Genomic DNA, 19105 nt, shown 5'->3' with positions numbered 1-19105 from the left:
TTTCTAACAGGTTTGGACAACAAAGTTGCTGCCATACAATAATTCTTGCTGTAATAGGCAAATTGCATTAATTAACGCTACAACCATGTCCACTTTCCCGGAACTTCTTTTTTTGTTTACGTATTTATTAAGATTTGTGTCTTCTGTGCATCTGGCGTTTTGAAAGTTAATTTCAAGCAATTTATTCGTGTCATAGCAAAAATCCTTTTTCAACACAAACTCTTTTAATAATTTCGTAGGCATGTGTAGTATAGAAGAGTGCTGTTTGATTTTTACGCACTCATATCCTGCTGCCTCTAATTTTTGAACAGTTGACATTGCATTGTAAGGATCGTATGCAATTTGAATAATTTCAACTCCATACTTGTTTTCTAGTTCCGTAATAAACTCTTCCACAAATGAATAATCTATTACTTCATCTCCACAGGCAAAACAATATCCCTCTTTTATCATTTGTTTATAGTTTACATTTTCTTTTTTTGATTTGATTGCAATTCTGTCTTCTGGGATAAATCCAAATACTTTCGCATAGATTTTTCCTTCCCATTCTGTTACCATCGCTAAGGCTGTATTATCTTCTGTCTGCGATAAGTCCAGCCCCAAAAACACTCTTTTCCCAATCCAAAACTGTAAATCCTCTTCTATTCTGCATTCCTTTACTTTCGCAATATCAATATATCCTTCTGTCCCCAATCCGATATATTTGATGTTGTTGTGCTTACATAGATAATTTTCTCGTTTATTTTCATATAAAATTGCAAGCTCCCTTTTTTCTACTACTTTTTCAAACATTCTTTGATTATTTACTGTAACAGGATTGCTTTGATAAATAACCAAATCCTCTGTTTGCCATAAATCATCTTTTAAAAATTCATCATCCGGTTCATAAAGTAGAGCAAAATAACGACTACTTAAATTCGAAACTCCATCTAATATTTTTTTTGCTCGGTCAATTTCATCAATCATCACATTGTTGTCATTTGGGTATTGGGTAGAAATAATAATACCTAATCCTGATAATAATGTAATCTGCGACGACCTCATGGCTTCCACTGGGTATTCATCTAACGCTCCTGCTTCATCTGCTAAAAAAGCATGTGCTAACTTTCCATCCATTCCATCATTGGAATAAGCAAGCGGTGTATATTCGCTATCTGTGATTTTGCATATGATTTGACTACGCAAAATCTTAAATTCATCCACCAAAATAGGGCTTGATTTTATAATTTTTCGAATTGCCATTTTAAGTTCAGACGATAATTTAAGGTCTGGAGCAACACTAAAAAATCTTGAAAAAATTGGCTCGGTAAGCATTAAAATAATAAAAATAACAGCGGAATTGAAGGTCTTATAATTCTTTCTGGCAATCTCCAATAATGCTGTTTCGTAATATCTTATATCTAAATTTTCATCATTTTTTAATTTTGTACACATGGTTGCTGTAATTAGAAACCACGCATAATCTTCTAAACCTTCATAAATAGAGCATTTTAAATCAGGATGGATCATTAGTTTTAATATTTTGCATATTTTTTTATATGCCTTTTCATCAATATAAGCCTCGGCATCTTTCCCATCTGCAATTTTTATCCATGCTTCTGCTTGTTTTTTTACATATTTTCCAACCTTTCTATTTTGTGGATTGATACACCACATAGCATATTGATACGCTTTGCTTTCTTTAATCATCTGCCAACGCCTTTAGTAATGGATTTTCTTCACTCTCTACTTTTTTTGGAATACAACGAAGAGCCGACGCAATTGTCATTACACACTCCTTTTCTATTTCTAGCAACATTTTTCTTTTGGATTGCAAATCTTTATCCAATTTTTCTATTTTCGCAACTAATTTCGTAAATTCTTTCGTGAATTGTAAAAGATAATCCGCTTTGCTTTCTGGGTCGTCTATTTCTGCACTGATATCAGACCAGGTCTGCTTTAGTTCCTTTACAAGTGCAACCAGGTACTCCCTTTCTGTTTCTAACCCGTCACATTCTGCCTGTAAAACGCAATATCTGTTAATGATAGGTTCATATAGTGCATCGTTTTTTTCAATATTGGAAAGGATTTTGTTAATCCTTAAAAATTCTTTATGGGCGACTATATTATTTTTCGTCTTCGCCCGTTCTTTAAATGCAGCACCGCTCGTTAATGACTTTTCTCCTTTTTCTCTTAGTTCCAGCTCTTTTTTTGTCCGGTGTGATTTTTTTTCTGCCTTGAGTACTGCATATGGTTTTGGCGGTGTTGGCATTACATTCACTTCCTTTCATTGTTTAAAAGCTGATGTGGGAATATTTTATGAATGAAGGGGGCCAGTCGGTGTTAAAAGCTCTACATTTTTTAGGTATAAAAAGTAGGGGGGTATATTTCAAATCTTCTTTTTATTTTAAATTCTATTTGTTTTTTTCTATTCCTTCCTTGACTAATGTTATGCTATCTATTCCTGTGCCTCTCTCTGCTTCTTGTTCTGCTGCCATGTCCAGCAATACCTTCTTCGATATTCTCCCATCTTCTGCCATTTCATGATGTGTACGACACAGAGTGATAAGGTTTTCATTCTCTAATCTCTTATCAAAGTCTTCATGCAAAGCGATGATATGATGAACTGATTGCTCATTGCTATTATATTTTCGTTCTGTTCCATCTAAGTTTCGTATACATGCTTGACACAAATACAAATCCCTTCCTTTAATTTCTTCTGCCTTCTTTCGCCATCTGTTTGTCCATCGAAATTTGTCGTACTTACTCTTGTTTTTTTTATTTCGTTTTTTTATAGCCTCGTTTTTTTCCGGGCAATTTTTTTTAGAATCATGCACTTTTTTACAATATGCACACATTTTCAGCATCTTTTTTCTCCTTTTTTGTAAACAAAAAGCACGAGTTGTCTACTCGTGCTATGTTAATCTCTTATATTACTGCTGCCAATTCCGATAATGCTTCCTTGTATTTTTTTCTTGCTGTTTTTTCGTCCATGAACAGTTCTGCTGCCAACTGTTTCCATGTCATACCATTTATACAGCGTAATCTTAGAATCTGTCTTTTTTCAGATTCCCTGGCATTAGAAACTATTTCCTCTGCTTCTCTTCTTTCTTTATATAACAAAGCTATCGTTCCTTTTATTTGGTCTTCTAGCTCTACTTTTTTAATAGCTCTATCCGATACGTTATCTTTTGTTTTTGTACCAGACGGCAATCCTGTTATTTTCCCGCCCTTAACATATGACTCCCCTTCTAATCTTTTCAATTCTTCTGTCATATATTTTATTTCGTTGTTTATTTGCTGTGTTGAACACAGCTTTTTTTCAATTTCTTTGCTTTCCATTTTCATCCCCCTGTTGTATTAATAAGGCAGAATAGGGATTTGAACCCTTTAGTCCTACTACTTCTGCCATAAGGTGCTTTGCACCTTTTTCTGAATATTACAGACTTAGTAATAGAATATTTTGTTCTATTAGTTATAGATATTCTATTACAAATATTATAATATCATATTACGAACGGGAAATGTTGGGTCACTTTTTTATTTTTTCCGCTCAATGGCACTTATTATTAACCATGAGCATAAAGCCGTCCACATAATATACAGATATGTAATGCTTTTTCTTTTCTCAATACTTGTATAATCGCTTTGTAATCCTTCTGGTACTTCTATTTTTGTCCTTGCCATTTTCTCTTGGAGTAAAGACGTCTTTTCTTCCCGGGAAAACCTCTTACTCCTTTCTACTAATTTCAGTTTATCGAATCAATTCTTCCATAATTCATCAAAATCATATCCACTCTCGATAAATCGTACAGTCTTTTTATGATTACAAGCATTGCCGAGGTATGTATAAATCTCCATCATTTCATCCTCTGTAAAACCGGTATCCATATAGTTGTTTATGCCATCAAGCATAAACTTTCTACACTTTATATTTCTCCATTCCTGGCTATATGGTTGCCCTTTACAAGCAGCTCTTGAAAACCACTCCAGCACCTTACAATCAATATCTTCCGGATATTCACAATCATCAAGCAAGAAATATTGATTACTCTTTACATGTGCAATGAATTCATTCCTCTCATTTATAAAGCTTCCCGGAAAAGATAGTAATAATGCTTCTTTTGCCTCTCGCATATCTTCATAATCTGGCTGACATTTTTTAGATTTGCACCGTATCTTGTCATTGTCAAATTCTGAATGATGGCATTTTTCACATTCAATTCTCTCCATTTGCTCTACCTCCTTAAACTTTCCAATCCAAAGCCTGTCCACACATAGGACAATACTTTGTTTTCTTCTCTTTTGGGATAGAATAATATCCATCCCCGTGATGGACTGAAAAGGTATAACCACAATCACATTTTGTATCAATCCATCGCTCTTCTTTTATCTTGTTTGGTATTTGTTTTGTTAGTGACGATATTGCAATTGTAAGTGCCTGCCCAAATTCACAATCAACATCATCAAAGCCACCTACGTATATTCCATCAACCTTTTTTTGCTGTTTTGGGATAGTTTTTCTTTAAGATTTCTATTGCTTCTTCTTGATTCATCATTATCTCCTCATACTGTTCTGGTAACGGTTTTTAATCATGTTCTGTAATTGTAATCGGTACAATTGATTCCGGAATATAATTTACTTGATATTTGTACTTGTTGACTTTCGCTCCACCCAAATCTTCAATAATATACATAGTATTTTCGTTCAATCCGACTATATGTCGCTTATATGTTCCATCTTCCATTTCAACTACCAAAGTAACCTGACTGTCAGACGAATCTTCTCTGCTGAAAGCACCAATCATTTCAAATTCGACCTTATCGGTCCTTGTGTTAATTACTGCAAATCTTCTTAAAACATTAAAGTTCTCAGCCTCTTGTTTCATGTTGTATGTAACTCTCTCTGATTCTGTACAGGCAGTAAGTGATAATATTAATATTCCGCTTATTAATCCTTTCAATAGTTTCTTATTTACCTTCATTTCTTTCCCTACCTTTCATTCATTTTTTCTAATTCCTAATTCCAGCCCTGTTTCTTCTTTCAGTGCTTCCCGAATGTCGTCCCATGTACAATAATCTTCTATCAAACATTCCGTCTTTAATATAAATCGATCTTGGAAACGTTCTAATCGTTTCTTTCCAAACTCAAATTCATCTCTTAAAACAGCAACTGACATCATTAGAATCGTATCAATTGTGTTATTTTTCATTCGCTCCACAAACTCATCTGCTGCCCTCTTTGGCACTCTTGAAGGCAAATTTGTGCAACCTCTATATCTACATTCTTCTTCTAATCCTTCTATTCCTTTTTCTTTTGCTATTTTTAATGCAAATGCCATTCCGTCATTCCTGCCCTGCATATATTTATCTGCCATTCGTTATTTCCTCCCTTTTTTCTTCTTTTATGATTACCCTACAATCTGGGCAATAACAATAATCTGCTTCTATTCCATATCCACATTCGGAACAACTATACATTATAAACTCAAGACCCTTTATTCTTTCTATACCGACAACTTCTGCTGTTGCCGTCTTTGCTATCCGTATTCTTCTCATGTTTCTCCTTTTCATATTCATAGGCTCTCGGAATCTCTAATCCTTGTGTGACACAAGCTCTATTAAAGTACGTCATTGACCATCGAATCTTAGTCGGAAGGCTCATGATTCCGAGAACCTATATTCTTTATTATTCCTTTACAACTGTTGTTTCTGCCCCTTGGACAGTAATCCAACCATGTTTTAATCTGGCTTCTGCTTCTTTCATCTGAATCAATTCTGGTGTAATCGACTCAGCAATCTTTTTATTTGCTTCTGCCTGTGCAACTGCTTTTGTCTTTTTGATTTCTGCTTCGTTTTTTGCTTTAATCAATTTTGTTTCTGCTTTCACTTTTATTTCTTCTTGTTCCGCTTCTGCTTGTTGTTTCTTTTGCAGAGCAGTTACCCTGTTGTCAATCGCTTTCTTTAGTTTTTTGTCTGGATGCACATCTACAATGGATGCGTCCATAACTTCGATACCAAAAGACTTCGAAAACTGTTCATTTAGATACTTTGTTATTTTGTCGTTAATTTCAGACCTATTCCCTGAATATATTTCCATCATGGAATAGTTTGTTGTGATTTCTGATACTTTTGATTTTAAGACAGCTTTTACACGATTGTTTACTATATCCTCGCCGTCCATTCCTTTGTATTTTTTATATGTATCAGTTAGTCTTTCCGGTTTGAACCGATAAGACATTTGAAAGCTAATTGCTATACTGGCATCATCTGCTGTCGATACCTTGAATGAATCATTCTCTTTGCTTCCTTCCCTTTTATCTTTGGTTAGTAAAAGTTGTTCATTTCCAATTGTGAACTCTTTTACTTTTTTTGTTGGCGATACCAAATGCCAACCTTGTGTTAAGGTTTCGTTCTGTACCCCACCATTCATGGAATATACTACCCCTTCATACCCTGTTGGAATTCTTTTGGCACAAAACGCTGCTGAAATCCCTCCAAGTAAAATAATTGCTCCTACTGCGATTGCTCCTACTGTTCCTTTGTTCATTGTTTTTTCTCCTTTTCTTTTTGATTTTTATTCATTTCATCTTTTGCTTTTGCCCAGCAATAGAACAATAATTGTCCTAATGGGAAAAAGACGAAAGATAATAAGAACCACATTAATGTCATAAATAATATAACTAGCAAAATAAATACTGGATTCATCATTTTTTCCTCTCTGTTTTTTCATTGTTTTCATTGTTAATCTCTTCCCATACTTGTTGTATGGTTTTTCCTGTTTCATGGACTATTTTGTTACATTTCCAATATTTTTCTAAAGTTTCTAAATTAGTAACCATTTTTTAATAACCTCTTTCCTGTTACTTATGGCAAATTAATCTTATCCAATCTCTCTTCTACTTCTTTCGGTATTTTTTTATCTCCTTGATTTTTATAGGCAATTACAATACATTGCATCACCCCTAAAAGATATCCTTGAATAGTTCCAGCTATTGTATACTCCTTTTTTTCTAATGCTTCCTCAAACTCTTTCATATGTTCATCAAAATACTGTAGCATTTCTTCTATTGCCTCATTTATCGTATTCTTCATTCTTCTTACTCCTTAAATTCAATATCCTGTTTCAGCAACTATTTTTTCATTTTCCTTTCCCCAGTGGCACTGCTGCCACTGGAACAAACTATAGTCATGGCATATTGTGAATAATCTATACAAAGTATCATCAAATACTTATGCCCTATTCTTTGCGTGTACTAGCATGCTCTTGACGAGCATTGACGTACACTTGATATATACTTGACGTTTCCTAACTCTCCATTCTTTTTTTTAGCAAATCCAATTTTGACATGGTTTTCTTTTTTAAAGGTTCTTTTTTCTCTTCCTTTAAAAAGTCTAATCCTTCCAATTTAGAAGCAGATTGTTGTCTGTTCCGCTTCCTTTCTTCGTAGATTTCTTTTGCAATATTACCCAATTTATTGATATGGGTAATCGGAAAATCCAATCCGCTTACTGCTATGAGTGTGCTTTTTCCGTTATAGCCCTCGTATATGTTTGATGGCTTTCCGGCTATCGCTATCACTTCCGATGGCTCTATATCCTTGTTATCATTGCCTGCATGAATGATGGCAATGTGTTCACATATTTTGTTTGCTTCTAATGGGGCGAAAATCCCATTTGTAAGCTTCTCTATCATTGTGTCTTTTTCCTTCGCAAGACTTAGAACTGTTGCCCCGTTGTCTTGCAACATTTCCATACGTTCTGATACGTCAAAGTTGTTCCTGCTGCCATAAGAATCGTTTGATAAAAACACATCCAGCATTTTGGCAAATGCTTTGTTTGTGTATTCATAATTATTTGTTTTGTCGTTATTTATGAAGAAGCTTGTCCCAGCTCCTTCTATCTCTTGCAGTTCCTGTACCGCTTGATAAGCATTACTATGCTTTATAATCGCTTCATCCGATGATGGTAACGCAATCACCGGACAAACAATCTTTCCTGCTTCCACAAGCAATTCTGTTATAACTGTTCCACACCCCGAACCAGTAGAGCCTCCTGCTCCAAAAATAGGTATAATGATTTCTTCTTGTAGCTCCTGTACAGAACTTAAAAAGCCTTCATTGGAAGCCAAGCACTCAATTGCACGCTCCCTATGTCCACCAAAACCATCAAAACCTTTTAAGTGATGTTTTGGCATGCCACCTAAGGCTCGTAAGTCCTGTTCGCTTCCATTTACTGCAATTCCTTTGTAGCCCATATCTACAAAGTTTTTTGCAATTTTCCCACCACAGCATCCTAGACCTAAGAATGCAACTTTATCTTTTAACATTTTTTCTTCTCCTTTTATTTTATTTTTATCCCTGTAATTTCTTCAAAGATATCTTTGTCAAAATTCGGAATATCCTTAATCACTTTCTTTTCCTTTTCGGTCAAATTGTCCCACCAAATTTGACCGCATTCCGACTCATCAAGCACTTTCAGGTAACCGCCTGTTGTCTTATATTCAGGGTTCTGTTCCTTTTCTTCATCCGTCATATCCTCTGAATAAATCCATTCAACAACATCCTTTTTTATCTTTTTCAACATGTATCTTGCATCACTATGTAACCAATCTCTATAAGTCCAATCAGAAGGTTTGTTGAATAACATAATATTCTGTTCTTCTGTCATAAAACATCCTGTATTGAAAGAAGATTTGTTGCAGTCCCCAGTGTTCCTGTTCCCAGTGTTCCAGTCCCCGGTGTTCCTGTACCCAGTGTTGCGGTCCCCAGTGTTGTAGTCCCCGGTGTTCCAGTCCCCAGTGTTCCTGTTCCCAGTGTTCCTGTACCCAGTGTTCCTGTTCCCAGTGTTCCAGTCCCCGGTGTTCCAGTCCCCGGTGTTCCAGTCCCCGGTGTTCCAGTCCCCAGTGTTCCTGTTCCCAGTGTTCCTGTACCCAGTGTTCCTGTTCCCAGTGTTCCAGTCCCCGGTGTTGCGGTCCCCAGTGTTGTAGTCCCCAGTGTTGCAGTCCCCAGTGTTGTAGTCCCCAGTGTTGTAGTCCCCAGTGTTGTAGTCCCCAGTGTTGTAGTCCCCAGTGTTGCAGTCCCCAGTGTTGCAGCGACCTGTGCAATTCTTTCCCGTATTCACGATACGCAACACTTCATCCCAAGGAATTTCACGCACGATTTCCAGTTTATCGGTACAGGACTTGTCCCCTTCTTTCAAAACCGTACCGTATGCAATGACTTCTGCAACCTTGTTGTTGCTGTCAAAATCGTAATAATTGAAGCAATCAGCAGCATTTTCGCAAAAGTGCATACCATGTTCACAAACTTCAAGTTTTCCTTCTTCCTCAAAATTTCCAGGACAATTATACTGTTTTCCTCTACATGTCCAGTCTTGGTTAAAAACTTTGTATCCTTTCATTTCCTATCTCCTTTCGATACTCAAGTGCCCTATAGCCTATATTATTTTTTTACCTACTTCCGTTATGTAGAAGGTATCTGCGTGGTTATCTATCACGCCTTTTTTTATGTATCCAAGCTCAATTAGCTTTTTTATTCTTTTGTACACATTAGTTCTTACTCCTAATGCGTACTCATTTTCTGACATTATTTCTGTTATGGTCATGGACCTATAACAATCTGTCATATTCAATCTATCTAACGTTATTAAGATTAGATAGTCTAAGCGGTTAATCTTATATTTTGTTACAATCCCTTTTTTCATCATTCGTTGCCCTCCACGATAGGGATTGGATTCCCTGTTTGTTCGATGTATTTTTTAATTGGTTTTATTATTTCATTCCAATCTTTCAGTAATTTTTTTATTTCGCTTACTTGTTTCCAACTTCATTCCATATTCTTTTCCCTTCCAGTATTCTTTTTAATTCCTTGTCGTATTTCTTGTTATATTTTTCTACTGTTACTTGATGCACCCCTAACAAGTTGTACATCCGTTTCCAGTCCGATAGATTCGCCGGCGATTGCCCTGTTGCTCTCTTCCAGTCCCGTTGCTTCCATTGCTCTAGCAATCTTCTATTGAGCGTTCCTTGAATGTAAGGGCAATCAACATAGATTGTTATATGGCATGGCTTATTGAGCCGTTCTATGGCTTTTACGCACGTTTTTAGTAACAGTGCGTTTTTTGTTCCTTCTAATTCCACAGTTTCCATTCTTGTATGAATCTGCCCGTTGCTTTTTATGTATTCTAAGAAAGCAATTGCCTTTCCATATCCTTCTGGATTTCCATGGAAACTAGCTAATATGTATATGGATATATCCACAATTTTCCCTCGCTTTATTCTCTCTTCGTCCAGTAATTACTAGACGAAGAAGTTTTTATATCCTTGTCCACATTATCCACAATCTGGACAAGGATATAACGTTGATATTCCCTCCCCGTCCATCTATCAATCCCATTCTCCACTGTATCAAGGTCTACGTAGTATCCTTTTGGTGGTCTTGGGTCTGCAAGCCATCTATCTGCTTTTACTATTTTTGTCTTTGGTTTTGGACGCTCCAAGTTTCGACTACAAGAGTAGCGTTGCTTGTGAGCCTTGTCCTTTTTTTCGCGAAATGTCTTAGACGTTTCTTTTATGAGGTATTCCGCCAAATCCTTATACTGTCCGTTGGTATTCATAACAACGAACTTCGGATTGCCGTAATGCCACAAATCTCTTACTAATTTCGGAACATTCAATCCATCTATGTTATTAATCACTAGATGGTGATGAATTGCTGTATTCTTATATTCTGTTACATGAATATACTTAAGTGACGCTTCTACTTTCCGGTATGCTTTTCTCATTTCTTTCAAGAATGTTTTCACCTGTTTTTTTGCTTCCTCTGGATCTGGTCTCATTTTTTTGTAGTAGGTTAGTATCAAGTGAAAATCTCCATCTTGAAAGTTTGCATTTATCACTACTGTAAGTTTACGTTCCGCGTTAATCTGATTTATTTTCTCCATCTCTTCTGGAGTTGGAGTTTTTTTTGCCCCTTTTTCTTTTACCCCTGTACGCTTACTGGTGCTTTTATGTACCAGTATCGTTTTCCCCGCTTTTATTTCCGTTTTAAAATACATTTTTTCTTTCCTCTGTTCCTAAAGTTACTCTGTTCCTAAAGTTAATAGTTTGAACAAGCCTTATACGGCTTATTTTCGCCGTTTTTAACTTGTTGCAAAATCCTGTAATCCCCTCAAAAAAGGTTCAAAAAAATTGACGTCAATCCTTAGGCATGGTATAATAATTCCATGTCGAATTACTTCGTCAAATCTAAAACATAATAATAGCTTAAAGAAGTATATTGTACTTCTTCTTTTCCCCTTCCTGTACCGGTAATGCAGGAAGGGGTTTTTTCTATTCTTCTATTTCTACAGAAATAGTTTTTCCTATCATGAGTCGTTCTTCCAATTCTTTTCCGGAAAGACTTTGGTCTTTTGACCAATCAAAGTTTTTTACTATTACCGATTTGTATTTTTGAGCATATTGAATCAGATGTGCTGGTAATGTTCCTACAACTAATCTACCTTCAACATCACTCTTATTCACCTTTTCGTATGGTGTTGAATTTGCGAACATATGTTCTAACAATTCTCTAGTTCCTGTATGGGTAGAAACAATTACTACCTCATCCTCTCGTGTTATATCCTCTTCAATATGTACAGTAACTTTATTGACTTCCAAATCGGCATCTAATATTTCTTGTGCCTTATTAAAACGACTTCCGAAAGGTATTACTGGAGCATAATACTCTTCGTAACCCCTCTCTATCATTAATGATGGTGAGTCAGTTGCTAATATAATCGTATCCCCCTGTACGCTACAATGTTTTTCCAAGTCCTTAAACGCTTGGAATCCGTATACCTTTACATCATTTTCTTTTAATAATTGATTTAATTTCATTTATTTCTCTTTCTCCCCTTATCCCTGGGGGCTAGGTATTTATTTAAAAATCTTATATTTGAATTAAATTGGAATGTAAGTTTCTTCCCCAAAATGGAGATATGCTTATGCACTCTCTAACTGCGGCTGAATCACTTCAAAATGATGATTATATTGAGGTGTATTCAGATAACTTATATCAAAATACATTAAATATAGTAAAAAACACTATAATTTCAGATGATATTATTATTTGGTTTAAACTTACTCAAAAAGGTTTAGATTTCGCTAGGACTAACTTCGAGTAAAATTTGATAATTTGCAGTTGTTGGATTGATTGAAATTTCTTTCACTGTACCAGAAAAATCTTTTAAATCCATATTTTTTAATCTTTCCAACAACTCCTTGTTTATTTTTTGAATGATTTCCTTATCATTCTTATTTTTCTCTCTTCCATCTGCAATAATTTTTACGATATCCATCTCTATCCCTCCTTATCCTTAGGCTGTTTGTCTGGGGGGGGTACAAGAATCTTTCTCCCCCTATCCCTGGGGATAGGTATTTATTTAAAAATTTCTGGATTATCATCTGTGAATATATCATAATCCATACTTTCTGTTCTTATTGTGATTTTATATTTCTCATCACGATATTTTTCTTTGTTTTGATTGAAGATAATCTCTATTATTTCTCCAATCATTACTGCTACTTCCCCAGCAGCGTTGGAAGCTTGAAAAATTAAAAACCCATAATCAGTTTTCCTTATTTTGTTAAACTTCAACCAACATCTTTTGGTTTCAATTGAACCGTTTTTTATTTGCGTTATCTTTTTTATCATTTCTTCCATTTTCTTCTCCTATGCTTGTGCTTGTTGTTTTTTTAACGCTTCTTGGTATCTGCGTTCTATTTCTGCTCCCTTGTGTTTAAGTAGTACTTCCGTCCACTTTGTTTCTATATTTGGTGTTCGTATCTCTAAGATACGATTTACTTGTTTTTGTTTTCTTGGCATTTTTTCACCTCTTCTTATTTTCTTTATGTTGTTTTTTCTAATATCTCTTCTGCTGCCTTTTTTGCTTTTTGCTTTTCTTCTGCTTGCTGACTTGCAAGCAGGATATTTCCGTTCGACATCCATAAATTTCTCTTTTCATTTGAGATATTCATGTATATAAAAGCGATTTTTTCTAGTTCTTCCTGTTTTATGCTCATTCTATCATCTCCTTTGCTATAATCTTTATTAGCTTAGCTATACTTTAACATAGCTTTGCTATGTTGTCAATACATTTTCTATAGCTTAGCTATATTTTTTTATTGACACCTAGTGCTACTATTGCTATAATTCAAAAAAAGGAGGGATAAATAATGGTTGATGAAACTATAGGTGAACGTATCAAGAAAATTATTGATACGTTAGGCATTACAAAAACCTCGTTCGCAAAAAAAATGAAGATTAGTCAGCCTTATGTTAGTCAATTAATATCTGGCGATAGACTCCCCAGCGAAAGATTGCTGGAATATATCTGCCAGAAATTTGATGTAAACGAACTTTGGCTTCGTACCGGAAACGGAGATATGTTTAATGAAACTCCTGAAAACGATATTGTAGCAAAATCAGCTATTTTATTAGGAGAGCGTGACCCTCTATTCGAAGCATTTGTTGAGGTTTATGGAAAATTAACCAATACTAATCGGGAAGTTCTTCTTGAATTCGGTTTGAAGTATTTGGAAGAGCTTAAAAAGAGAGTTGATGAAAAAGAGAGTTAAACCTCTCTTTTTTATTTACGTTTCACTCCTAATATGCTATATTAGTAATAGGGTGTATCCCTAATTAATCATATGGGAGGGTTTTCATTGTGAAATTATTTAGAAAACGTAAGAACAAATTTACTATATGCCTTAGAGATATTATATGTATTATTTTTACTAGTATTTGTGCATTTTTTTCGTCAACCTCATTCCTTGATTTTATTTTAAAATCCGTCATTGGTTCTATTATTTTTCTTTTTGTTATTGATTTCTTTTATTCAGAGAAATCTGACACAAAAGGGGAAAGTCTTTCTACTCAAAAACCAAATGTCCCAGCTGAAACCGAATCAGAAAAAATTATTAAAAAATATAAATTTAATGTAGTTGGTGTAACACATAAATGTAAACTTGACAAAAGCACCAAACGGCAAGAAATTCTCGAAACTTGTTTGGCAGGAGAAAAACTAAGAGTTGAAAAGTTTTTGTATCAAGGAAAGCCTGCTTACCTTTTAGTGGTTGATGGATGGTGCAAATATGATATAGGCTGTGTTCCTGCTTATATAGCAGAAGAAATTGGTGATAATTATGCGTTTCATAAAAGGGTTGCATATATAGAAGAAATTGGTGATTTTGAAAATGATAAAAATAAAACTATAATATATGCAAAAGTATCATTACATATATTAGACAGTTCATCACCTCAATACGATGAATGTATTGTTTAACGATAAAAAGAGAGTCAGTGAACTCTCTTTTTTTGTGGAAATTTTTTTGCAAACGAAAGTACTGCAACTAAATAATAGAGGTCTTGGCTTTCGGTTATTATTTGTATGATTTCTTTTTTAATTTTTTTATCCATTTTATCCTCCCGTATACTCTTGGGAGAAAATTACTTTCATTTTTTATTTTGTTTTCTCCCATACACTTTAACAATTCAATTACTGCCTCTTTTTCCCATTATATGCTTACCTCCCTTTCCTTTATTTTTATATATCTTACCACATATTCCTAATAATTCCATACTTTACCACTATTTGTCCTCATATAAGGACAAATATAAAAAGTTATTTCTTTTTATTTGAAAATTTACTATAATAAAGGTTTACGCTTTTTTCACTATAGTACAAATCTTCCATATATACTCCCAATGCTTCGCAAATTCTTTCTAATTCATCCAGTTTTGGCGATTTTTTTCCCGTTTCAATTTCTTGTATTCGATTTCTGGAAATTCCTGTACGTTCTTGTAATTCCCTTAAACTTATATACTTGTTTCCCATTGTTTCTCTAGCCTGATAAATATATATTTCCATTTTAGCCTCCTGTATAATAGGATAATAAAAAATAATGTATATGTCTTGCGGTATCTTTTCCCATTTTTGTATTATTTCCCCTTGACTTATGCGTATTAAATGTGTATAATATAAGTATAAGGAGGAGTAAAATGAAGCAACGAGAATTGATAAAAAAACTTCAAAGTGTCGGTTTTGAATTTTATAGACACGGCTCAAAGCATGATATCTATATAAGAGGGAATGATTTAGAAGAAATCCCAAGACACAAAGAAGTAAATGAACAACTTGCAAAACACATACTTAGGAAATGGGGCTTATAACAGCCCCTGGTCCTAAATAATATAGATAGAAAAAGGAGTGTTATTTATGAAATATGTATACCCTGTTATTTTTACGCAAACTGCTGATTGTGTTCTAGTGGATGTTCCTGTTTTGGATATCCAAACAGAAGGAACCGATATGGCTGATGCTATCTCTATGGCAAGGGACAGCATTGGTCTAAAAGGAATTACCCTTGAAGACCAAGGACTAGAAATACCTAAACCAACAAAAGATATAAAAAAAGAAAGTAATTTTTCCAGCGAAGGTGATTCCCTAGTTTCTTTCGTTGATATTGATTTTTCTGATTATCGTCGTATGATTGATAATCGAACAGTCAGAAAAAATGTAACATTGCCAAGCTGGCTGAACTATAAAGCCGAGCAGGCAAATGTCAATTTTTCAAAAATTCTCCAAGATGGTCTTATTAGTTATCTTGGCTTGGAACAACATCATTAAATTGTTTGCAGATTATTATTTACCGCCCCTCTGTGGGCGGTTCTTTTAAGAAAGGAGTCAAATATGTCACATATTGCAATCTACACTAGGAAATCTGTATATTCTGACAAATCTGATTCTGTCGAAGCACAATATAAGTTGTGCGTTGACTATGCAAAAACTCACTATGAGGTAGAATCTATTGTAGAATATACAGATGAGGGATACACTGGAGCAAATATAAATCGTCCAGCTTTTACAGCATTGCTAGAAGATATCAAAGAACAGAAAATTGATGTTCTTATTTGTTATAAAATCGACCGGATCAGCAGGGATGTGAAAGATTTTTCTAATACATTTGATTTTTTGCAAAAGCACAATGTTGCTTTCGTTTCGCTCAAGGAACAAATTGACACTTCTACCCCATTAGGTCGGGCAATGATGTATATAAGTTCTGTTTTCGCTCAGATGGAGCGGGAAACCATTGCAGAACGTGTCAAGGACAACATGATTGAACTTGCCAAAAGTGGAAAATGGGCTGGTGGTAATCCGCCCATAGGATATAAACGAAAAAAGATTCTTATTGATGGAAAGGAGCATACCACCATCGAAAAGGATGAGGAAACTTATCCGTTTTACAAGATGGTCTGTGAGGTCTTTTTAAATAATGATATAAGTCTCAGTGGAATGGAAGCATATTTTAAACGACATAATATAAAGTCGTATAATGGATTCTTCTTTTCCATTACACAGATTTATAACATATTATCAAATCCGCACTATGTAGCTGCGGATAAGGAAACATATAAATTTTTCGCAGACAAAGGCTGTATTATGGCTGTTCCTATAGAAAAATTCGATGGTACACATGGTCTAATTGTGTATGGTCGAACCAAGGGCGGCAAAAAAAGTCCTCATAAAAATAACAATCCTGAAAATTGGTATGTATCCGTAGGACTTCACGAACCTTTGATTGATTCTAAGACGTGGCTTGAAATACAAGCTAAATTTACGCACAATTTAGCTTACAAAAAACGCAAGCATAGTCCTGGGCTTCTCACTGGTATTGTACGGTGTTCCTGTGGGTGCATGATGTCGTACAAATATAAGTACGATAAAGATTTGCAGAAAGAGTACAAACACTATTACTGCAATAAAAGGATCCGGCAGGGAAAAGAATATTGTCAAGTTGGTTACGTTCAAACACATTTACTCGATAACATCGTCTTGGATACATTGAAAGAAATTTCACTGGACAAAAATCTTATCAAGAAATATATCCCACAAAAGGAAGCACCTATTAATGCACGGAGCAAAAAAAATATCGAAAAAGATATTTTTGTAACCAACCAAGAAATTGAAAACTTAACCAACATTTTGGTCAGCAATCAAGATTCAACTGCTGCCAAATATATCGTCAAGAAAATAGAGGAATTGGATAAGCAGCTTGCTTCTTTCAATTATGAGTTAAGGGAGGTTACTGCGAGTGACAGAAAGCAGAAACAGGAAGAGCTTAATATTGACCTTAAATATGAGGTAATATGCAATATGGTTTCGAAATTAGAAGCCATGACAGATGAAGAGGTCAATACTATGTTGAAAGATATAATCAAAGAATGTGTATACGATGGAGAAAATCTGAAAATCGTTTTATAGATTTTCTCTATATTATTTTGACACCTTCTGGGCGCATCCGGAATGCTGCCTTTATTAATTCACCAATTTGCACTTCATTTTTTCCTTCCACATTCGCATTTCTTACTTCTAAACTAACCAGATTTTCTATCGCATTAAGATTCAGCTCTGCAGAATCTTCTATTGTAATAACTCTCTCTTCTTTTGGAATATAATTAGATAAAACATTTAGAAATGTTGTTTTTCCCGAACCAGTGCCTCCACTGATAAAGATATTGTAACGGCTAATAACAAGTTTTCTTAAAAATTCAGCTGCTTCGCCTGTAATAGATTGATAACGAATTAAATCCTCCATTGATATTGGCTTTGATGGAAACTTACGAATCGTTAAAATGGGACCATTAACTGCTACCGGTGGCAATACGACATGGATTCTTGAACCATCCTCCAATCTTGCATCGACAATTGGATGTGCTTCATTTACGCTTCGATTCGCCTTTGATACAATTTGCTGAATAATGTCTTCCAGACGCTCTTTTGACTCAAATTTTCTATTCCATGGATACAAACATCCCTTTTTCTCAATAAAAATATGCTCTGGTCCATTAATCATAATTTCTGTTATTTCATCATCGTCTAAAAGCTCCTGCAATATGTCAAACCGTCTTAAGCTGTTAAATAATTCTTTTCTTAACGTCTGCTTATCTTCTAAAGAAATATATTCTCTTCTTCCGGCTTCCGTTATCACTTCATCTAAAACAGCATATACTTGCTGATCATCTATTTGTTTCGAAAAACTTAACTTTTTTACTATTTCTTTTTTTAGCAGTTCTTTTCGCTCATCCATTCGCTCTCGATAACGTTCCATACCCACTGCCCCATTTTCGTTTTAAGCATCCGCTCAATTCTAAAATCTCCTTTATTAACTTCTTCGTCATATGGAAGTTTAATACTCTGTTTTCTCAGTTCCAAATCTCCATAACCATCGAGTTTCCAATTTTCTCTTAAATATATTTCTTTCCGAAAAACAGAAGTAGCTCTCCACTCGGGAATATATATTTTATCCATTTTAGAAAGCAAATAGATACTCGCAAAATTCCATATTCCCAAGTCAAATAAAACCGTCTCATATCGTGTCTGACTCTCTAACTGCTCCATCATATAATCAAGATCAGACTCTTCTACTCTATACCAATCGCCATAATAATCCGGTGAATGAATACAGTCGAGTTCTCCAATATGGGTCACAAGCTTCTGAAAATCAAAGTCTGTTGTTTTTTCTTTTAAAAAATATAATAGTTCAGAAAAACTGCCTCCGCCTCTTTCTGATTTTGAAAAACTCTTAACGGCTTCTAAGCCAATATATAGCGTCCTCTTTCTCTTAGCACTGGCCTGACCATAAGCGAGAGAAAACATAGTTTTTCCACTCCCACCAAACGGAGAACAGACTGCTATATATTTTATTCTTTGTTTTGCGTTTTTCTCTTCCTTTTTAACACCCGTTTCATCCCATAATTGAATTAACTGTTGTTTTACATTGTCCATCGACTGATATTTATAAATTGCCTGACTCTCACCATTCTTTTCTTCTAGATTTTCTGTCAGCAAAATCACTTTTCTTACCTTTTCCCTTTGCCATTCTTCAAGAAAAATGCCGGAACTTATAAGCAATACATCTCCTTCATGTGTATTTAAATGCTCATTCAATACCTGCAAATTCGTAAATGTTCTGACTTCAAATATAAAGTTTGGCAGTTCATTAAAATAATTCATAAATCTTATGGCATAATCTGTTTCTTTTTCATATAAAATTAAAGTACCCTTTCTCAATTTTTCATCTCCT

General features: G+C 34.8%; 30 protein-coding genes. 5 read left to right on the top strand and 25 right to left on the bottom strand.

All coding sequences use genetic code 11. From position 1 onward, the window contains the following. Positions 1 to 3: 3 nt before the first annotated feature. The 22 genes from FYJ58_RS04685 to FYJ58_RS04585 all read right to left on the bottom strand — a co-directional run bounded on the left by FYJ58_RS04685 (position 4) and on the right by FYJ58_RS04585 (position 13042). Positions 4 to 1689, bottom strand: a complete 1686-nt coding sequence (locus tag FYJ58_RS04685) for a terminase TerL endonuclease subunit (RefSeq protein ID WP_154517984.1) — start codon at positions 1687 to 1689, stop codon at positions 4 to 6. Beyond that, positions 1682 to 2251 (bottom strand): hypothetical protein, encoded by a 570-nt coding sequence (locus tag FYJ58_RS04680; protein WP_154517981.1) that lies wholly within the window; start codon positions 2249 to 2251, stop codon positions 1682 to 1684. Before FYJ58_RS04680 ends, FYJ58_RS04685 begins: the two co-directional genes overlap by 8 nt. A gap of 142 nt (positions 2252 to 2393) precedes the next feature. Then, positions 2394 to 2846: an HNH endonuclease gene (locus FYJ58_RS04675; RefSeq protein WP_154517978.1), complete on the bottom strand. Its 453-nt coding sequence runs from the start codon at positions 2844 to 2846 to the stop codon at positions 2394 to 2396. Between the two features lie 61 nt (positions 2847 to 2907). Further along, positions 2908 to 3321: a hypothetical protein gene (locus FYJ58_RS04670; RefSeq protein WP_154517975.1), complete on the bottom strand. Its 414-nt coding sequence runs from the start codon at positions 3319 to 3321 to the stop codon at positions 2908 to 2910. A gap of 420 nt (positions 3322 to 3741) precedes the next feature. Then, positions 3742 to 4212, bottom strand: coding sequence for a hypothetical protein (locus FYJ58_RS04665; RefSeq protein ID WP_235912551.1), 471 nt, complete (start codon positions 4210 to 4212; stop codon positions 3742 to 3744). 356 nt (positions 4213 to 4568) lie between these two features. Then, positions 4569 to 4964, bottom strand: coding sequence for a beta-sandwich lipoprotein (locus FYJ58_RS04660; RefSeq protein ID WP_154517972.1), 396 nt, complete (start codon positions 4962 to 4964; stop codon positions 4569 to 4571). Positions 4965 to 4979: 15 nt separating this feature from the next. Next, the gene (locus FYJ58_RS04655; RefSeq protein ID WP_154517969.1) at positions 4980 to 5357 is read right to left on the bottom strand and encodes a dehydroquinate synthase/iron-containing alcohol dehydrogenase family protein; all 378 of its coding nucleotides are present in this window, start codon (positions 5355 to 5357) and stop codon (positions 4980 to 4982) included. After that, complete coding sequence (locus tag FYJ58_RS04650; RefSeq protein WP_154517966.1) at positions 5347 to 5538, bottom strand: hypothetical protein; 192 nt, start codon at positions 5536 to 5538, stop codon at positions 5347 to 5349. Before FYJ58_RS04650 ends, FYJ58_RS04655 begins: the two co-directional genes overlap by 11 nt. A 130-nt stretch (positions 5539 to 5668) precedes the next feature. Further along, positions 5669 to 6529 (bottom strand): prohibitin family protein, encoded by an 861-nt coding sequence (locus FYJ58_RS04645; RefSeq protein ID WP_154517963.1) that lies wholly within the window; start codon positions 6527 to 6529, stop codon positions 5669 to 5671. Next, positions 6526 to 6690, bottom strand: coding sequence for a hypothetical protein (locus FYJ58_RS04640; protein WP_154517960.1), 165 nt, complete (start codon positions 6688 to 6690; stop codon positions 6526 to 6528). The genes FYJ58_RS04645 and FYJ58_RS04640 overlap by 4 nt, the downstream gene beginning before the upstream one ends. After that, complete coding sequence (locus tag FYJ58_RS15025; protein WP_268892661.1) at positions 6687 to 6821, bottom strand: hypothetical protein; 135 nt, start codon at positions 6819 to 6821, stop codon at positions 6687 to 6689. Before FYJ58_RS15025 ends, FYJ58_RS04640 begins: the two co-directional genes overlap by 4 nt. A gap of 25 nt (positions 6822 to 6846) precedes the next feature. After that, positions 6847 to 7074, bottom strand: a complete 228-nt coding sequence (locus FYJ58_RS04635) for a hypothetical protein (RefSeq protein ID WP_154517957.1) — start codon at positions 7072 to 7074, stop codon at positions 6847 to 6849. Between the two features lie 214 nt (positions 7075 to 7288). Further along, the gene (locus FYJ58_RS04630; protein ID WP_154517954.1) at positions 7289 to 8308 is read right to left on the bottom strand and encodes an FtsZ/tubulin family protein; all 1020 of its coding nucleotides are present in this window, start codon (positions 8306 to 8308) and stop codon (positions 7289 to 7291) included. 14 nt (positions 8309 to 8322) lie between these two features. Continuing rightward, a complete protein-coding gene (locus FYJ58_RS04625) occupies positions 8323 to 9381 on the bottom strand; it encodes a pentapeptide repeat-containing protein (protein ID WP_154517951.1) in 1059 nt (352 codons plus the stop codon). A 36-nt stretch (positions 9382 to 9417) separates the two neighbouring features. Then, complete coding sequence (locus FYJ58_RS04620; protein WP_154517948.1) at positions 9418 to 9687, bottom strand: helix-turn-helix domain-containing protein; 270 nt, start codon at positions 9685 to 9687, stop codon at positions 9418 to 9420. Between the two features lie 103 nt (positions 9688 to 9790). Further along, the gene (locus FYJ58_RS04615) at positions 9791 to 10240 is read right to left on the bottom strand and encodes an RNase H family protein (protein WP_205839151.1); all 450 of its coding nucleotides are present in this window, start codon (positions 10238 to 10240) and stop codon (positions 9791 to 9793) included. Between the two features lie 14 nt (positions 10241 to 10254). Continuing rightward, entirely contained in the window at positions 10255 to 11037 is a 783-nt protein-coding gene (locus FYJ58_RS04610) for a rolling circle replication-associated protein (RefSeq protein WP_154517942.1), read from the bottom strand. 274 nt (positions 11038 to 11311) lie between these two features. Next, complete coding sequence (locus FYJ58_RS04605; protein ID WP_154517939.1) at positions 11312 to 11857, bottom strand: hypothetical protein; 546 nt, start codon at positions 11855 to 11857, stop codon at positions 11312 to 11314. A 257-nt stretch (positions 11858 to 12114) separates the two neighbouring features. Continuing rightward, on the bottom strand, positions 12115 to 12318 hold the full coding sequence (locus FYJ58_RS04600; protein WP_154517936.1) for a hypothetical protein: 204 nt from the start codon (positions 12316 to 12318) through the stop codon (positions 12115 to 12117). 80 nt (positions 12319 to 12398) lie between these two features. Beyond that, complete coding sequence (locus FYJ58_RS04595) at positions 12399 to 12683, bottom strand: hypothetical protein (RefSeq protein ID WP_154517933.1); 285 nt, start codon at positions 12681 to 12683, stop codon at positions 12399 to 12401. Positions 12684 to 12692: 9 nt separating this feature from the next. Beyond that, entirely contained in the window at positions 12693 to 12845 is a 153-nt protein-coding gene (locus FYJ58_RS04590) for a hypothetical protein (protein WP_154517930.1), read from the bottom strand. 23 nt (positions 12846 to 12868) lie between these two features. After that, positions 12869 to 13042, bottom strand: a complete 174-nt coding sequence (locus tag FYJ58_RS04585) for a hypothetical protein (RefSeq protein ID WP_154517927.1) — start codon at positions 13040 to 13042, stop codon at positions 12869 to 12871. A gap of 153 nt (positions 13043 to 13195) precedes the next feature. Between FYJ58_RS04585 and FYJ58_RS04580 the strand changes: the two genes are divergently transcribed. Together FYJ58_RS04580 and FYJ58_RS04575 are read left to right on the top strand one after the other, a co-directional pair. Beyond that, positions 13196 to 13597, top strand: coding sequence for a helix-turn-helix domain-containing protein (locus FYJ58_RS04580; protein ID WP_154517925.1), 402 nt, complete (start codon positions 13196 to 13198; stop codon positions 13595 to 13597). An 89-nt stretch (positions 13598 to 13686) separates the two neighbouring features. Beyond that, a complete protein-coding gene (locus FYJ58_RS04575; RefSeq protein ID WP_154517922.1) occupies positions 13687 to 14304 on the top strand; it encodes a hypothetical protein in 618 nt (205 codons plus the stop codon). 339 nt (positions 14305 to 14643) lie between these two features. Here the strand turns inward: FYJ58_RS04575 and FYJ58_RS04570 are convergent, their stop codons facing one another. Next, positions 14644 to 14889, bottom strand: a complete 246-nt coding sequence (locus FYJ58_RS04570; RefSeq protein WP_154517919.1) for a helix-turn-helix domain-containing protein — start codon at positions 14887 to 14889, stop codon at positions 14644 to 14646. 131 nt (positions 14890 to 15020) lie between these two features. On the opposite strand from FYJ58_RS04570, the gene FYJ58_RS04565 reads away from it, so the two are divergent. The 3 genes from FYJ58_RS04565 to FYJ58_RS04555 all read left to right on the top strand — a co-directional run bounded on the left by FYJ58_RS04565 (position 15021) and on the right by FYJ58_RS04555 (position 17283). Beyond that, complete coding sequence (locus FYJ58_RS04565) at positions 15021 to 15191, top strand: type II toxin-antitoxin system HicA family toxin (protein WP_154517916.1); 171 nt, start codon at positions 15021 to 15023, stop codon at positions 15189 to 15191. Positions 15192 to 15237: 46 nt separating this feature from the next. Beyond that, the gene (locus FYJ58_RS04560) at positions 15238 to 15648 is read left to right on the top strand and encodes a type II toxin-antitoxin system HicB family antitoxin (protein ID WP_154517913.1); all 411 of its coding nucleotides are present in this window, start codon (positions 15238 to 15240) and stop codon (positions 15646 to 15648) included. Positions 15649 to 15711: 63 nt separating this feature from the next. Beyond that, on the top strand, positions 15712 to 17283 hold the full coding sequence (locus FYJ58_RS04555) for a recombinase family protein (protein WP_154517910.1): 1572 nt from the start codon (positions 15712 to 15714) through the stop codon (positions 17281 to 17283). Positions 17284 to 17290: 7 nt separating this feature from the next. Here the strand turns inward: FYJ58_RS04555 and FYJ58_RS04550 are convergent, their stop codons facing one another. Both FYJ58_RS04550 and FYJ58_RS04545 read right to left on the bottom strand, forming a co-directional pair. Next, the gene (locus FYJ58_RS04550) at positions 17291 to 18130 is read right to left on the bottom strand and encodes a CpaF family protein (RefSeq protein ID WP_235912550.1); all 840 of its coding nucleotides are present in this window, start codon (positions 18128 to 18130) and stop codon (positions 17291 to 17293) included. Next, positions 18085 to 19092: a P-loop NTPase family protein gene (locus FYJ58_RS04545; protein ID WP_154517907.1), complete on the bottom strand. Its 1008-nt coding sequence runs from the start codon at positions 19090 to 19092 to the stop codon at positions 18085 to 18087. Before FYJ58_RS04545 ends, FYJ58_RS04550 begins: the two co-directional genes overlap by 46 nt. Positions 19093 to 19105 lie beyond the last annotated feature (13 nt).

This window comes from Velocimicrobium porci (genome assembly GCF_009696045.1).
Lineage (GTDB): Bacteria > Bacillota > Clostridia > Lachnospirales > Lachnospiraceae > Velocimicrobium > Velocimicrobium porci.
The sequence above is the reverse complement of the archived record's forward strand: the minus strand, read 5'-3'. Positions and strand labels throughout refer to the sequence as shown.

Excerpts from the sequence above, each read along its gene's own strand:
- FYJ58_RS04640 (WP_154517960.1), bottom strand. The coding sequence starts at position 6,690 with ATGATGAATCCAGTATTTATTTTGCTAGTTATATTATTTATGACATTA.
- FYJ58_RS04645 (WP_154517963.1), bottom strand. The coding sequence starts at position 6,529 with ATGAACAAAGGAACAGTAGGAGCAATCGCAGTAGGAGCAATTATTTTA.
- FYJ58_RS04560 (WP_154517913.1), top strand. The coding sequence starts at position 15,238 with ATGAAATATGTATACCCTGTTATTTTTACGCAAACTGCTGATTGTGTT.
- FYJ58_RS04655 (WP_154517969.1), bottom strand. The coding sequence starts at position 5,357 with ATGGCAGATAAATATATGCAGGGCAGGAATGACGGAATGGCATTTGCA.
- FYJ58_RS04550 (WP_235912550.1), bottom strand. The coding sequence starts at position 18,130 with ATGGAACGTTATCGAGAGCGAATGGATGAGCGAAAAGAACTGCTAAAA.
- FYJ58_RS04680 (WP_154517981.1), bottom strand. The coding sequence starts at position 2,251 with ATGCCAACACCGCCAAAACCATATGCAGTACTCAAGGCAGAAAAAAAA.
- FYJ58_RS04565 (WP_154517916.1), top strand. The coding sequence starts at position 15,021 with ATGAAGCAACGAGAATTGATAAAAAAACTTCAAAGTGTCGGTTTTGAA.
- FYJ58_RS04600 (WP_154517936.1), bottom strand. The coding sequence starts at position 12,318 with ATGGATATCGTAAAAATTATTGCAGATGGAAGAGAGAAAAATAAGAAT.
- FYJ58_RS04670 (WP_154517975.1), bottom strand. The coding sequence starts at position 3,321 with ATGGAAAGCAAAGAAATTGAAAAAAAGCTGTGTTCAACACAGCAAATA.
- FYJ58_RS04660 (WP_154517972.1), bottom strand. The coding sequence starts at position 4,964 with ATGAAGGTAAATAAGAAACTATTGAAAGGATTAATAAGCGGAATATTA.
- FYJ58_RS04605 (WP_154517939.1), bottom strand. The coding sequence starts at position 11,857 with ATGAAATTAAATCAATTATTAAAAGAAAATGATGTAAAGGTATACGGA.
- FYJ58_RS04665 (WP_235912551.1), bottom strand. The coding sequence starts at position 4,212 with ATGGAGAGAATTGAATGTGAAAAATGCCATCATTCAGAATTTGACAAT.
- FYJ58_RS04685 (WP_154517984.1), bottom strand. The coding sequence starts at position 1,689 with ATGATTAAAGAAAGCAAAGCGTATCAATATGCTATGTGGTGTATCAAT.
- FYJ58_RS04620 (WP_154517948.1), bottom strand. The coding sequence starts at position 9,687 with ATGATGAAAAAAGGGATTGTAACAAAATATAAGATTAACCGCTTAGAC.
- FYJ58_RS04590 (WP_154517930.1), bottom strand. The coding sequence starts at position 12,845 with ATGCCAAGAAAACAAAAACAAGTAAATCGTATCTTAGAGATACGAACA.
- FYJ58_RS04635 (WP_154517957.1), bottom strand. The coding sequence starts at position 7,074 with ATGAAGAATACGATAAATGAGGCAATAGAAGAAATGCTACAGTATTTT.
- FYJ58_RS04585 (WP_154517927.1), bottom strand. The coding sequence starts at position 13,042 with ATGAGCATAAAACAGGAAGAACTAGAAAAAATCGCTTTTATATACATG.
- FYJ58_RS04570 (WP_154517919.1), bottom strand. The coding sequence starts at position 14,889 with ATGGAAATATATATTTATCAGGCTAGAGAAACAATGGGAAACAAGTAT.
- FYJ58_RS04630 (WP_154517954.1), bottom strand. The coding sequence starts at position 8,308 with ATGTTAAAAGATAAAGTTGCATTCTTAGGTCTAGGATGCTGTGGTGGG.
- FYJ58_RS04650 (WP_154517966.1), bottom strand. The coding sequence starts at position 5,538 with ATGAGAAGAATACGGATAGCAAAGACGGCAACAGCAGAAGTTGTCGGT.
- FYJ58_RS04595 (WP_154517933.1), bottom strand. The coding sequence starts at position 12,683 with ATGGAAGAAATGATAAAAAAGATAACGCAAATAAAAAACGGTTCAATT.
- FYJ58_RS04610 (WP_154517942.1), bottom strand. The coding sequence starts at position 11,037 with ATGTATTTTAAAACGGAAATAAAAGCGGGGAAAACGATACTGGTACAT.
- FYJ58_RS04555 (WP_154517910.1), top strand. The coding sequence starts at position 15,712 with ATGTCACATATTGCAATCTACACTAGGAAATCTGTATATTCTGACAAA.
- FYJ58_RS04675 (WP_154517978.1), bottom strand. The coding sequence starts at position 2,846 with ATGCTGAAAATGTGTGCATATTGTAAAAAAGTGCATGATTCTAAAAAA.
- FYJ58_RS04580 (WP_154517925.1), top strand. The coding sequence starts at position 13,196 with ATGGTTGATGAAACTATAGGTGAACGTATCAAGAAAATTATTGATACG.
- FYJ58_RS15025 (WP_268892661.1), bottom strand. The coding sequence starts at position 6,821 with ATGGTTACTAATTTAGAAACTTTAGAAAAATATTGGAAATGTAACAAA.
- FYJ58_RS04625 (WP_154517951.1), bottom strand. The coding sequence starts at position 9,381 with ATGAAAGGATACAAAGTTTTTAACCAAGACTGGACATGTAGAGGAAAA.